This window comes from Undibacterium sp. Ji22W, assembly GCF_049340305.1.
Lineage (GTDB): Bacteria > Pseudomonadota > Gammaproteobacteria > Burkholderiales > Burkholderiaceae_D > Undibacterium.
Map to the genome: position 1 here is coordinate 267,728 of NZ_JBMPOU010000001.1, position 14,296 is coordinate 282,023.

The 14,296-nt window shown below is 46.2% G+C and carries 6 protein-coding genes; 4 read left to right on the forward strand and 2 right to left on the reverse strand.

Going from position 1 to position 14,296, the window contains the following annotated elements; translation table 11 throughout:
* Positions 1–144: 144 nt before the first annotated feature.
* Together ACO0KW_RS01080 and ACO0KW_RS01085 are read right to left on the reverse strand one after the other, a co-directional pair.
* Positions 145–7,410 (reverse strand): MBG domain-containing protein, encoded by a 7,266-nt coding sequence (locus ACO0KW_RS01080; protein ID WP_423049802.1) that lies wholly within the window; start codon positions 7,408–7,410, stop codon positions 145–147.
* A 128-nt stretch (positions 7,411–7,538) separates the two neighbouring features.
* On the reverse strand, positions 7,539–9,212 hold the full coding sequence (locus ACO0KW_RS01085; RefSeq protein WP_423049804.1) for a ShlB/FhaC/HecB family hemolysin secretion/activation protein: 1,674 nt from the start codon (positions 9,210–9,212) through the stop codon (positions 7,539–7,541).
* Between the two features lie 1,107 nt (positions 9,213–10,319).
* Here ACO0KW_RS01085 and ACO0KW_RS01090 point away from each other — a divergent pair.
* The 4 genes from ACO0KW_RS01090 (at position 10,320) to ACO0KW_RS01105 (ending at position 14,195) form a co-directional block, all read left to right on the forward strand.
* Positions 10,320–11,168: a hypothetical protein gene (locus ACO0KW_RS01090; RefSeq protein ID WP_423049806.1), complete on the forward strand. Its 849-nt coding sequence runs from the start codon at positions 10,320–10,322 to the stop codon at positions 11,166–11,168.
* A 143-nt stretch (positions 11,169–11,311) separates the two neighbouring features.
* Positions 11,312–11,554, forward strand: coding sequence for a helix-turn-helix transcriptional regulator (locus tag ACO0KW_RS01095; RefSeq protein WP_423049808.1), 243 nt, complete (start codon positions 11,312–11,314; stop codon positions 11,552–11,554).
* Positions 11,554–12,825 (forward strand): DUF3987 domain-containing protein, encoded by a 1,272-nt coding sequence (locus ACO0KW_RS01100; RefSeq protein WP_423049810.1) that lies wholly within the window; start codon positions 11,554–11,556, stop codon positions 12,823–12,825. The genes ACO0KW_RS01095 and ACO0KW_RS01100 overlap by 1 nt, the downstream gene beginning before the upstream one ends.
* Positions 12,826–13,043: 218 nt before the next feature.
* Positions 13,044–14,195, forward strand: coding sequence for a hypothetical protein (locus ACO0KW_RS01105; RefSeq protein ID WP_423049812.1), 1,152 nt, complete (start codon positions 13,044–13,046; stop codon positions 14,193–14,195).
* Positions 14,196–14,296: the final 101 nt, after the last annotated feature.

Genomic DNA, 14,296 nt, shown 5'->3' on the forward strand with positions numbered 1-14,296 from the left:
AAGAACCGACATATTTCGAGGGAAGCGACACATAGGGAAAACGTTTTGCAATGTTCAAGGAAAATTCGCCAATAGCTTTGATATTTTCAAAGTGATTGGCGAATGTAGGATTGTGATAAAGTTAAATTGTTAGTCTACGAAGAACTAGTGGCGATCTTGTTTGCGTGGGCGTTCTGGCGCTTTTTTAGATCGTGGCACTGGTTTTTCAACGACTGGCGTTAAAATCGGTTTCACAGGTTTTTCAACAGGAACTACGACAACGGGTGTTTTTGGTTCCAATACTGGCTTAGGTTCTTCCGGGACTAACAAGGAGTTCAGTCCTGTGGGCACTTCTGGGGTGATAATTTCTAAAGGCACCGTATCAGGATTGAGTGGAACCAGCGGGATATTGGGAGTGATCACGACCGGAGGAATCACTGTTACTGGTGGAGTCACGGTCAGCTCGCCTGGCGTATAAGTGATGTTGTAATTCGTTGGCGTAAAGGTGCCTCCGCTCGCATTACTTGCCGTGATGACATAGGGACTATCAATCACGCTAGCTGCAGCAGGCGTGCCAGGGCTCGTCAAATTAACATTGCCGATTGTTTCGCCATTGACCAAACCAGTCTGTTTGTACTCAGTCAGCTCGATGGCCGTGCCATAAGGTTTAGTGACATCGCTAGCGGTGATATTGAGAGCGGTTGGGATCACTTTTAATTCACCATTTACGTACACGACTGTGTAATTCGATGGCGTAAATGATCCTGTAGCGCCACTTGGCGTGATGGCATACGGGCTGCCTATTACGCTTGCAGTCGCCACCGTGCCCGGGCTGGACTCGTTAACACTGACGACCGTGTCACCATTCACCAAACCGCTTGCTGTAAATGCTGTGAGCGGCAATGTGATTGTTTGCCCATAATTCTTGCTGGCGTTGTTCGCTTTTACTGTCAAAGGAATAGGTAAGACTGTTAAAGCACCATTGACGTAGCTGAGAATGTAATTCGATGGTGTAAAAGTTCCAGTGGCAGCGCTAGGTGTAATGGCATACGGACTACCTGTGACACTCGCGGTAGCGACAGTCCCAGGACTAGTCTCATTCACGCTGACGACGGTATCACCATTCACTAAGCCGCTGCTGGTAAATGCTGTTAATGGCAATGTAATTGTCTGACCATAATTTTTCGTCGCATCATTTGCTGTGACGACTAATGGAACAGGTAAGACGGTTAAAGCGCCGTTGATGTAATTGACGATGTAATTGGAGGGGATGAAACTACCAGTCGCACCACTTGGCGTGATGACATACGGGCTACCGACGACACTTGCAGTGGCAACGGTGCCTGGGCTAAGCTCATTCACACTCACTACGGTATCGCTATTGACTAAACCAGTGGTGGTAAATGCGGTGGTCGGCAGAACGATCGTCTGACCATAATTTTTACTGGCGTTATTCGCGGTCACGGTTAAAGGAATCGGCAGAACGGTCAATGCACCATTGATATAACTCAAGGTGTAATTTGATGGAGTAAATGAGCCACTGGCGCCGCTTGGTACGATGGTGTACGGACTACCATTTACGTTTGCGGTAGCGACAGTTCCGGCGCTACTTTCATTGACGCTGGTGACCGTATCGCCATTAACCAATCCGCTGCTGGTAAATGCGGTGAGTGGTAATGTAATAGTCTGACCATAATTTTTCGTCGCGTCATTTGCCTTCACCACCAAAGGAATCGGCAAGACAGTCAATGCACCATTGACATAACTCAGTGTGTAATTCGATGGTGTAAATGACCCACTCGCGCCACTTGGTGTAATCGCATAGGGACTGCCGATAACACTTGCAGTGGCAACTGTACCGGGACTAGATTCGTTGACACTGACGATCGTGTCGCCATTCACCAAGCCGCTGCTAGTAAATGCAGTCAGTGGCAGTGTGATCGTCTGGCCATAATTCTTCGCTGCATTATTGGCGGTAACGACCAAGGGAATCGGTAACACTGTTAATGCCCCATTGACGTAACTGAGTGTGTAATTCGATGGTGTGAAAGTCCCGGTGGCGCCACTCGGTGTGATCGAATAAGGACTGCCTATAACACTCGCGGTAGCGATAGTTCCTGGGCTCGTTTCAGTTACGCTAACCACGGTATCACCATTGACTAAACCAGTGCTGGTAAAAGCTGTCAGAGGAAGTGTGATTGACTGACCATAATTTTTCGTCGCATCGTTTGCTGTCACCACCAGAGGCACAGGCAGAACGGTCAATGCACCATTGACGTAATTGACTGTGTAATTGGAGGCGATGAAGGTGCCGCTGGCGCCGCTAGGGGTAATCGCATAGGGACTACCGATGACATTTGCGGTGGCAACAGTACCCGGGCTCACTTCATTGACACTGACCACCGTATCGCTATTGACTAAACCGCTGGTAGTGAACGCGGTCGTCGGCAGGGTCATTGTCTGGCCATAATTTTTACTGGCGTTATTCGCGGTCACGGTCAAAGGAATCGGCAGAACGGTGAGTGCCCCATTAACATAACTTAAGCTGTAGTTTGACGGCGTAAAAGATCCACTAGCGCCACTTGGTACGATGGCATACGGGCTACCTATTACGTTTGCAGTGGCGGCAGTGCCGGCACTACTTTCAATCACGCTAACGATGGTATCGCCATTCACCAAGCCACTAGACGTAAATGCAGTGAGGGGTAAGGTAACTGCTTGTCCGTAATTTTTGGTCAGGTCATTCGCGGTCACAATCAAAGGAATTGATTGGATCGTTAAAGCACCATTCACATACGTAATGCTGTAGTTAGAGGGTGTAAACGATCCACTAGCACTACTTGGCGTAATGGCATACGGATTGCCTGCCACACTTGCCGTGGCAAGGGTACCGGGACTCGTTTCAGTCACGCTAACCACGGTGTCGCCATTGACTAAGCCGCTGCTGGTAAAGGCAGTGAGTGGCAGTGTGATCGCTTGGCCATAACTTTTTGTTGCGTCGTTCGCGGTCACCACCAAAGGTATAGGCAGAACGGTTAATGCGCCATTGACGTAATTAACTGTGTAATTGGAGGCGATGAAAGTTCCACTGGCACCACTCGGCGTTATGGCATACGGACTGCCGATGACATTTGCGGTGGCAACAGTACCTGCGCTTACTTCATTGACGCTGACGACTGTATCGCTATTGACTAAACCGCTGGTAGTAAATGCGGTCGTCGGCAGCGTCATCGTCTGCCCATAATTTTTACTGGCGTTATTCGCGGTCACGGTCAAAGGAATCGGCAGCACTGTAAGTGCCCCATTGACATAACTCAGTGTGTAATTTGACGGCGTGAAAGATCCGCTGGCGCCACTTGGTACGATGGCATACGGGCTACCTATTACGTTTGCAGTGGCGGCAGTGCCGGCACTACTTTCATTCACACTGACGATGGTGTCACCATTCACCAAGCCACTAGTCGTAAATGCGGTGAGGGGTAAGGTAACTGCTTGTCCGTAATTTTTGGTCAGGTCATTCGCGGTCACAACCAAGGGAATTGATTGAATCGTTAAAGCACCATTCACATAGGTAATACTGTAGTTAGAGGGTGTAAACGATCCGCTGGCGCTACTTGGAGTGATGGCATACGGGTTGCCTGCAATACTTGCAGATGCAGCTGTACCGGGACTCGTTTCAGTCACGCTAACTACTGTGTCGCCATTGACTAAACCAGTGCTGGTAAAAGCGGTGAGAGGCAGTGTGATGGCCTGGCCATAATTTTTTGTCGCGTCATTGGCTGTTACCACCAAAGGAATAGCTGTGACTGCCAATGCACCGTTGACGTAACTGAGAGTGTAATTAGACGGTGTAAAAGTACCAGTCGCGCCACTCGGCGTGATGGCGTAGGGACTGCCGCTCACGTTGGCTGTGGCTGCAGTGCCAGCGCTGGCTTCATTTACGCTGACAACCGTATCGCCATTCACCAAACCACTGCTGGTAAATGCGGTGAGTGGCAGTGTGATCGCCTGTCCATAATTTTTCGTTGCGTCGTTCGCTGTTACCACCAAAGGGATAGGCAAGACTGCCAATGCACCGTTGACGTAACTGAGTGTGTAATTGGATGGAATAAAGGTACCAGTAGCACCGCTCGGCGTGATGGTATAAGGGCTACCGACGACATTAGCAGTGGCAATAGTACCTGCGCTAACCTCGTTCACATTGACGACGGTATCGCCATTAACTAGACCACTGGTAGTAAATGCTGTGGTCGGAAGCACCATCGTCTGACCATAATTTTTACTCGCGTTATCGGCTGTCACCGTGAGAGGAATCGGCAGTACACTCAAGGCACCGTCGACATAACTCAGGGCGTAATTCGATGGGGTAAAGCTTCCGCTCGCACCACTGGGTGTAATTGCGTATGGGCTTCCATTGACGTTCGCGGTAGCCGCAGCACCTGCACTACTTTCATTGACGCTGACGACAGTTTCGCCATTGACCAAGCCGCTACTTGTAAAGGCAGTCAAAGAAAATCCGACGGCCTGACCATAATTTTTGCTGGCATTATTCGCAGTAATGACCAATGATGCGGGTGCTACTGTGAAGCTACCGTTGTTATAACTGATGGCGTAATTTGATGGTGTAAAGGTACCACCAGTCGCAGCACTTGGCGTAATAGCATACGGGCTACCTATGACACCCGCTGACGCGAGAGTTGCTGCGCTAGTTTCAGTCACGCTGAGTATTGTCTCACCATTGACTAAACCGGCAGAACTAAATGCTGCCGTCGACAGAGTCGGCGTTTCGCCATAATTTTTAGTCGCATCGTTAGCGGTAATGCTTAAAGGCGCAACCGTGATATTGGCGGCTGTCACGGCGGTGGTATTGAAGGAATAATTTCCTGCGTCAAGCCCACTGACATTAATTCCAGCGACATTGACCACTTTGGCGACACCAACATTGGGGTCAATAAAGTTCGCACTGGCATAACTGGTCGCAAGCACGTCGCCTGCAATCCGGTTGTCACTCAAACTGACAGTATCAGGCGTTAAACCGTTGTAGATTCTGTTCGTACCTGCAGCAGCAACCACTAAGCCCCGCGGCGTGATATTGCCAGTTGTTGTACCAACACCGGTGACACCACCAAACGGAGCGAATAATGAAAACTTACCAGCATCTGCTCCCGCGACGGAATAGCCGTTATAGGTAATGACCTTGCCATTCGCGACATTTTTGTTATTGTAAGTGGCTGTTCCTGGAACCAGACTGACAATGCCACCATCAGTTGGCGTACCCTTGAAAGCAAGTGTAGCAATGTTATTTCCATCGTAAACTTTGTTACCGCCTTGTACAAAGACCCAAGCTTTAGCATCCATAGCACCAGCTACAACTCGCGTGAGATAGTTGGCGATATCGGTCGTGGTGTCTGCGTAATTCGCAGGATTAAAGCGGATGATCGTATTGACTGCACTGATTGTGCTCGGACCGACAAAGTTCACCGTGCCACCAGCTAAGCCCGGCCCAGTTCCATCATTATCGGCATACAAGGTAACCGAACCGGTATCTACCGACACGGTGCCCGCGATCGTTACATCATTATTGGCACGCACCAAGATAGAGCCGCCGCCATCCGCAGTCGCAGTGACGATACTCACATTATGTTGTGCATTCAAATCGATTTTGGCATTTGCCGCACTGGTAGTGAGCGCCGCAGTGACCAGAATATCGTTACCCGCAGTCATTGTGATCTTTGAATTGATCGCACTGGCCGTCATGGCCGCTGTGACTTTGACATCATTACCAGCATTGAGCACGATGGCTGAGCCATCAGTACTTGCTGTCATCGCGGCATTGATGAGTACATCATGTCCCGCATCTAATTGTAATTTCTGGCCGGTGAGCCAGGTCACTGCACTTGCGACGGTTATGTCATTGGTGGCATCAATAATCCGATCTGTGCCTGCCAAACTGGCAATAACGCTGGCAGGGGTTTCGTCACCGCCTGCACCTGCAATCACCCAATTCACAGGATCAAGCAACCACACACCTGTTTTGCCAGAAGCGGCTAAGGTATTGATGTTTGTTGAGTCAGTAAGCTTTACATTCTTACCCGAAGTTTCGATGAAACCGCCATCGCCACTGATCGCGCCACCACGTGCCGAGAGCGTCCCCGCCACCGTTGTGTTGGCGTCCGACCAAATCCTCACATCGCCGCCATTGCCAGTATGCATCGCATCGGCGTTAATGATCGTGCTGTCGCTAAGAACCGTAGTTAATGAATTTAGTGTGCTACCGATGTCGCTGAAGTTTCTGCCGACCTGCACCTTACCACCGCCTGCGTCACCATTGACTTGTATGCGCGTACCGGATAAATCGATGTGACTGGCGAGAATATCAATTTGCCCACCGGTTTGTCGCGGCAGTTCGCCCGACGCGTCCAAGGTTCCTGCGACCGTGACGATACCTGTATTGAGATCACCGTTATTGCCAAGCAGGCGAATCAAACCATTTTTATTATCGATACTACGCGCCTGAATCAGGCCGGTATTATTCACCACGTTTTGTAAAATAGTCGATGCAGAACGAGCACTCAAAATCACTTGTCCGCCATCAGCTTGTAATATTCCTTGATTTTCAACCAGTGCAGATAATGCAGCCTGATCGACATGAATCTGCAGCAAGCCATCTCCTGCTAAATCTAAAGTAAATTGATTACCTGAAGCGAGCGCGACGGAACCCAATTTGGCAGAGATAATGCCTTCGTTTTGAACATGGGCTCCTAGCAAGGCGACATAAGCGCCGTCAGCATTGGTGCTGATCGTGCCTTGATTGATGACGCTGGCATTGTCAAAGCGAGAAGATGATTTTGTGAATGTCATGTTGCCATCGTTGAAATCACGATTGCTGATGTCGGCTGTTGAAGCGACAAAGCCGCCCACATTCACGCTTGCGCCTTTGCCAAACAAGATACCGTTCGGGTTGACGAGAAACACTTTGCCATTAGAAAAAAGATTCCCAAAAATCTGACTGGAATCCGATCCCACTACACGGTTGAGCGCGACAGAACTGGTACCTGGCTGATTAAATTGTACTGTTTCGCCCTTGGCGATATTAAAGCTGTCCCAATTGAGAATTAACTTAGGCGTCGATTGCGTGATCGTTGTGTTAACGCCAGTTTGACTAATGTTCGCATTGCCCGAAACGACGACGCCACCAGTTGTTTGTGCTTGCGCTTCCACGCCTATTAAGAGGCAAGACAATGCGAGTACTTTTAAAGAAAAACCTGAAAAGAACCCTGAAAAAAATCCTGAATCGCTAAGTGGATTAAAGCCACCACTTCCGCCTGAGATGCCTGCAGATTTCTTTTTGCCTGCGCCTTTTGAGTTTTCAGAGACCGCGATAAAAGTGCCTGAGCTTTCGCTCCATACGGATCGATAGATACTATTCATTTTGTAACTCCATTAATGTTTTAATGCGGTCAATGTCATTGCTTGACGAAGAAATATTTTTTAAAAATGTTTGCAAAGCGGGTGAGGAACATTTGATGGATTGTTCTCACTTATCTCTGTTGTCGACATTAAAAATATTTCACCGCTTGTATCCAAAAACGTCCTGACTTATCTGGTGCTGAAGTCGCAGATTCGTTTCCTAATTTTTTAGCGTAGTAGGCTTTCACCACAAAATTGTTGTAGTCCGACCAGGTCAGACCCAGACCAGCGCCAGACAACGAGCGATGATTGCGCGCATTGGTCCAAGGATTTTTATTCGTATCGACGCGACCCGCATCGACAAAACCTATTAACTGCCATTGACTGGAAGATGCGTTTGACATCGGTAGTTGCCAGCGCAATTCAAGATTCGCTAACACGCCTTGATCGGCAAAAGCTTCACCCTCAGGGTAAGCGCGTACTGCGTACATCCCACCGAGTTCCATTTTTTCTGAGACGTCTAGATTTTTTGAGGCCATCTGACCGCTAATTGATCCAAACAGCGTCACCGAATCACTGAGGTTCTGCAGACGGCTCAGGCTAAAATTAACTTTGTTGAAGTGACCGTTTTGCTGTGCGGTGATCGCATCAAAAGAACGCATGACTGGCGACTGAAGATCAAGCTCGCCAGCGGTGAAACTCAAAGAGTAATTGGTCTGCGCACCAGACGACTGAAAATCCACAGAATCACGAAAATCGCCATACAGACTGGCGATCACGAGTTTGGATTGTTTGTCGGCTACCGTGCCAAACGCATCGACATAATCTTTAAAAGTTTTGGCGTCGTAGCCTAGCTGGCCATACAAATTTTTGCTTCGGCTGCGGATCAATGGATAGCCAATAAAAGCACTAGCTACCTTGGTATTACCGTGCGCACCAAGCGCTTCAAATTCTTCACCCAGTTTATATTCCAAAGCACTGTAAGCAACACCCGCTTTTAATTTACCGAATTGCATTTGGTAAGCGCCGCGCAGATAGCGCAATCCTGCACCTGAAGTGAGTGCTCGTAGCGAGGCAACATCACCTTGTCCCAAGGGTTCATTGAAGTTCACACTTAAGCCTAGACGATATTCACCCGTGTAGCGGTTGCCGGCATTGTCGACATCGACGCTGCCAGAGATTCGCGCGCCTTGCGTGACATCGATGGTCAAGTCTGACTCACCAAGTTTGCTACCAGGCGCTAAGACTGAATTGACTCTGATCCCTGGCAGATCTGACAGCAATAACAATCGGTTTTCAAGCGCAGGCGCGGTGATTACATCGTGTTGTTGCAGGCCGTCCAGATAGCCATTGAGTAATCCATTCGATACATTGCTTTGATTATTGAGCGCGATTTTTCCGTAATGGCCTTCTAGCACTGTGATCGTCAAAACGCCATTGCGAATATCCTGTGCGGGCAAATAGGCCTGCGCAACAAAGTAACCGTGTTCGTGATAAAAGGAACTGATCTTCGCCGCCATTGCGCGCAACTGATCAAGATTGAGCGTGCTATTTGCTTGAAAGCCGGTAACACGAATCAGCTCAGCCTCCGAGTAGGCGAGCGCACCGGTGATGTTGAGATTGTTGACGAGCATTGTGCTCTGATCGCCGCCTTGCGCTTGTGCAGTCGATTGCTGATTGACCACCACTTTAGCCGGTGTAGTTTGGATCTTGGGAGCGAGGGGTATTTGTTGCATCTGACCATTGGCGACCGGCACTTGCTGGGCACAAACGTGATTTCCAATGACAAGCAGAGCAAGCGGTAGAACTCTTATTTTTAACATAAAGACTTTCGGTGACGGATCTCAAATAGCAACAAAACATTGCCAGACAAGTGGGATGATCTTCGTCGTGCCGAAATAGGTCTGTACGTTAGCGCACAAGTTGTTTGTGAGTTGCGCAAGTGTTGTTTGTGGAGCGGGTAGGAAAAGCGGGGAATGTTGTGAACTGCAAGCCCGTAAATGCTGCGGTTTTATCGCACGGGATTAGTTAGTGATTGGTTTTCAATAGACTTGTGATGTATGAGACAGAAAATCTCAGGCTTGTATCGATGTTATCAAGTCTGTCTAAAGTGGATGGGTAAAACGAGGAATTGCGCAGACGGCTTGAAAAAACAAAAAAGCCCTGTTATTGCTAACAGGGCTTTGTGTTCTGGTGATAGGTGGAATTGAATAAGCCATTAAGATCGTTTTAAATAAAGGATTGATGCTATTTAAATTTTAGAAATACCCTCACTGATACCCTCAAAAAGATGCCCAGTAAATTTCTACTTCATTACATCTGTGTAGATTGGAAGTGATAGCTATTTTCGTCTGAGTCCGATAGCGTTGCCTTGTGCAAGTAGATGATAATTTACCTAATTCATCGAAATAATCAAACACGAATAGCTTTGCATTTAGCAGGCTAAGTCACAACGTTGAACGATCTCGAAGCTGAAAATTACGTCGCCTAATGTTTGTATACAGGGTTTTCGAGTTTACGTGAAGAATTTGGTATTTCTGCTTGGTGTTGTTTTTGGCAACAGTCCACTCCGTTGAAGATCCACGCGAAACTGCTCGCATTGAGCTAGGTCGTAAAGGATAATGAAGAATTTAATAGGTACTTTTTTGCTTCGCTAAGGGGCTTCAAGAAAAATTTCTGTTCTGTCGCATAGTCATCTGTTTGAAAAATATAAGGCGTGAATGATCCTTATACTCAATATGAAATGTAGATTTTTAGAGGGTTCTTTTCTTTAGGTCTTTGATTTATCATTTTTTTTCGTTAGTTATTGTGGCGAATATTTGTATAATATTTTGCTGTATTTTTATGGCATTTAGAAATTCAATGTTTCCGTTGAATTTTCAATTTATGCTTAAATTCATGAGTAGTTCGACTAAATTTTTATTGAAAAAATGAAGTTAACAAAGCCAAAATTCTTAATTGAAGCCGGAAAGAATTTTAAATTCATTAAGGACGCTCTGGGCTCCAAGGAAGCTGTGCGTTTCAAAATATCAGTTGAAGTAGAGTTTCACGAGCAGACTGAACCCATATCAATTTTTATCGAAGGCGAACGGGCTTCTGATGGTGGTTGGAGTACAAGGCGTCTAATCAATCAGAATCAAGATGTGCTGTCATCTCGTGAAGCCCTGGAAGAAAGTCTGGAGATTATTGAAGGACAAGTGAGTGAATACATCTTGCAAAATGCGCTTGTCGAAGATTGGAAAGAATTGACGGAAGCAATGAATGAAATACGAGAATCTGGGTATTCTCTTGTTGAATGGGGAAACCGAGCTGCGCTGCCTATGATTGCTGTCACTGCCTACGGTTACGAAGCACTTTTTTGCGCACCTATAATGGCGATCGCCTATGTCAATGAGGGAACCCAAGCGCTTGCAAAAAATGATTTAAGTTATACGTCACACTGTGTGCAAAGAGGTCAGTATTTTTCAGGTGCTGAAATGTTGATTTCTAACCCTAATAAATGGCTCACCGATCGGGCCATCACAGGTGGAATTGCAAAGAAGTTTTTACGCGAACCAATAAAAATTAAGGTATCAGAACTCCTTAAAAGTCTAGCGCCGGTTTATGGTTGGGCATCTACTACTGATGCCATTAGGATGGTAGCGTATGAATTGAATGATAACCATTCGGATCTAGTCGAATCTTGCAAGCTGAAAACAGAAAATCTTCCGAGAACAATTAAAGAGTGGATGAAGAGTGAACCCGAGAAATTTCATTGTTCCATTACATCTAAGGCTTGATACGTTTAACTTGTCACTGATTATTGCCCCTCTCATGAGGGGTTTTTTTATGTCCAAAATTTTCTTTTAGCAGCCGTATTTGAAGTTCTTAGGCGACTTTTTATGATGTGTTTCGTTCTAACCATTTATAAGGAGTTCCAAGAATGAATAAACCTGTACAAGCTGCTCACTTCATTATACGCAAACCAATGGTTTGTAAACGCACTGGCTTTTCACCTGCACTTTTGTACGCAAAACTTGATCCGAAGTCAATTAGCTACGACGCTACCTTTCCACGTCAAGTTCGTTTAGGCGCGGCGGCGGTAGGTTGGTTTGAACATGAGATTCAAGCATGGCTAGAGTCACGTCCTCGCGTAGTAGGCACGGAACAAGAGGAGAAAGCATAATGCGCCCCTTTCCAGATTATGTACGTCCATACCCTACAAATGCATTTCAAGGTCTTGCTGCGCAACTTATATGCTATCTAACAAATGGCGGATTTCCACCTGAAATGGTCGGCACGGTCTTGATCGCCATGATCTCATTATTGACTCAAGGCGTGGCCGACGTGTTTTGGCCAAATGGTCAAAAAGCGCCTATTGGTAACAGTATTTGTTTAGAAGCTCGCTCTGGATTTGGTAAGACGATAACTTTAAATTTTTTCAAGAACGCGCTCGAAAGATGTTTGCGTCGTCTTTGTCAAACTAACGAAAAGTGCTCAGATTTTTTGATTGAGGATGTAACGCGCGAGGCAATTTTGGAGAGTCTAGCTCGTCTTCCTGTTGCTGGCTTGGTGACTGACGAAGTTGGGCAGATCGTTCACTTGTTCAAACACGCAGCAACTTTGGTGAAGCCCATTGATGGTTCTACAATCCGAAACTCACGTGTGAGTACCGGACGTAAGACAATAATTAATCCGCGCCTGCTTATGTTGCTGATGGCGCAACCGGATGTGTTTGACGCGATTAGGAACTTGCTGCTAGCAAAAGGTAGTATCGGCCTTGGTAATCGATTATTTTTTGCATCTTGTAACCGCTTAACGCCTAATGTATCAATTCATTCCGTGTCTCTGCCTAATTTCCTAGAGGAAGCATGGGAACGAAGAACAAATACACTCCTTTATCTTACGTTTGCCCAAGTTGAAAAGCACGATCTAGAACGACCGGTATTACGCCTCAGTTCTCAAGCGTCTCAATTCTTGATTAATCTGAGTGGCGACGCTAGTCGAAATTGTCTCCAGGATAAATTATCAATTTCGAACCCTGAATACGCTTCGCGCCATCCTGAGCGTGTACTTCGCCTCGCAGGCGCGTTACACGTTTTTGAATACGGCGTCGAAGGTGAAATTTCTTTGGACACCATTCATCGTGCGGAAGCGTTGGGAGCCTGGTATATCGAGGAATTCGCTCGCATGATGTATGTGCCACCCAAAGTGACTCAAGCAGATTTGGATGTTACCACTTTAGAAAATGCAATTCTTACGGTTGTGCATCAGACGGGTGTCTCAAGGTATCGCCAATCTGTCCTACGCGCCTGTGCAGCTAATTTAGGGCTTACGCCGGCCCGATTTAATCGTGCACTTGCTGTTCTCGGTGGACAAGGAAAGATCAAGGTCATCGTAGAACGTAATACGCCGTGGGTGATTTTCCAAAATTACTATTCTCCTCGCCTTTATTAATTCAAACCTCACCCATGGCTGCATCACGGTGCATGCCATGGATTCTATGACCTAAAAATTTTTGGTTCAACTTCTCGCGAGTCTTGCAGTGTTCTTTCACGCCGGAAGGACACGCTATGTTTGTTAATTGCATTGGCTTTATCTCGAGAATTGAAAGTAACCATTTTCGTGACAAGTCCTTTGTAGGAATGTCACGCTGATAGATTAAGGATTTAAAAATGACAGTAGATATTGACCGCCACATTATTAAATGTGGTGATGAAAAAAAATACATTATTGCGACAGTACTCGAAGGAATTCGATTGCTTTTGCTTTTTATGACCCGGGTAATTTACCAAAATGAGTTGTACTTAACTTCATATAAAACCAAGCTTGGTAAAGAGTGCAAAAAAGTTTCATCGCTGGGAAGCGATGCGAAAAGTTTGCACAAATTTGCATCCTGTTTTTCAACTGACTATAGGTTCTCGCCATTAATTGAGTTTTTTTTCGATGAGTATTGTAAGCATGCGATCAAAAATTTTCCTTCATCGAATATTGGTCGCGATATTGCTAGCATTGAACTATTTAATGATTTTGTGACGACGATGCGCAGAAATGCTGCAGCAACTAAATTGAAGAAACGTGTTAATGATTGGGTGAGCAAGACCAAGAAAAATGAGAAACATCTTCAACAATTTGAGGCTGAGCTATTTGGTCGGAATTCGAGTTTGATGGTTGTGAGGCTGGATTTCCATTATCACGCAGCGGTCTTTAAGCGTGAGGAAATCCATCAAATAATGGTGCGAGAACACATGCAAGAAATAAGTGATCAATTTTTTCTTATCGAGGGAAATCCATTGACTGATCGGAAACCAAACCAAGGACGCATTAGTCTTGATGAGGTGCAGAAAGATCGTGTACGGCTTTTTACAAATATGAAGGGCAAACCAAGCTTGTTCGAACATAGTGTCGGATATATATGGCACATAGAAAGTGCGAAATCCGCAGGCTATCGCTTACATGTCATGTATTTTTTTGATGGATCGCAAGTCAAAGACTGCCAATACATTGGACAGGAAATTGGTGATTATTGGGTAGAAACGATTACGAACGGTCGCGGCTACTTTGAGTGCTGTAATGATGAAAATTCACATGTTGGTGAAGAATGGGTGATTGGTGAGGTTAACCGTTTCGACAATCAAAAGCGAAAGCGTCTACTACTTTCCATGCAATTTTTTTGTAAAGCAAACCTGATTGTGCAAGATGTTCCCTATGTTGGCTGTCATCTTTTTGGGAGTGGATTTTTTCGCCTGTCCAACAATTCGCGGAGAGTTTTTGCGCGACCCAAAACAGAATTTTCGTCAAATGACCAAGGTGGATTCGGTACGTAGCTATATCCAAAATTGTCCTTTCTATTTTAATTCAAAGACTTAGGTAATTACGCGAAATCGAATCTTGTCTTGGTTGTTTGGACTCAAGGACGATTTTGCAA

Excerpts from the sequence above, each read along its gene's own strand:
- ACO0KW_RS01080 (WP_423049802.1), bottom strand. The coding sequence starts at position 7,410 with ATGAATAGTATCTATCGATCCGTATGGAGCGAAAGCTCAGGCACTTTT.
- ACO0KW_RS01085 (WP_423049804.1), bottom strand. The coding sequence starts at position 9,212 with ATGTTAAAAATAAGAGTTCTACCGCTTGCTCTGCTTGTCATTGGAAAT.
- ACO0KW_RS01090 (WP_423049806.1), top strand. The coding sequence starts at position 10,320 with ATGAAGTTAACAAAGCCAAAATTCTTAATTGAAGCCGGAAAGAATTTT.
- ACO0KW_RS01095 (WP_423049808.1), top strand. The coding sequence starts at position 11,312 with ATGAATAAACCTGTACAAGCTGCTCACTTCATTATACGCAAACCAATG.
- ACO0KW_RS01100 (WP_423049810.1), top strand. The coding sequence starts at position 11,554 with ATGCGCCCCTTTCCAGATTATGTACGTCCATACCCTACAAATGCATTT.
- ACO0KW_RS01105 (WP_423049812.1), top strand. The coding sequence starts at position 13,044 with ATGACAGTAGATATTGACCGCCACATTATTAAATGTGGTGATGAAAAA.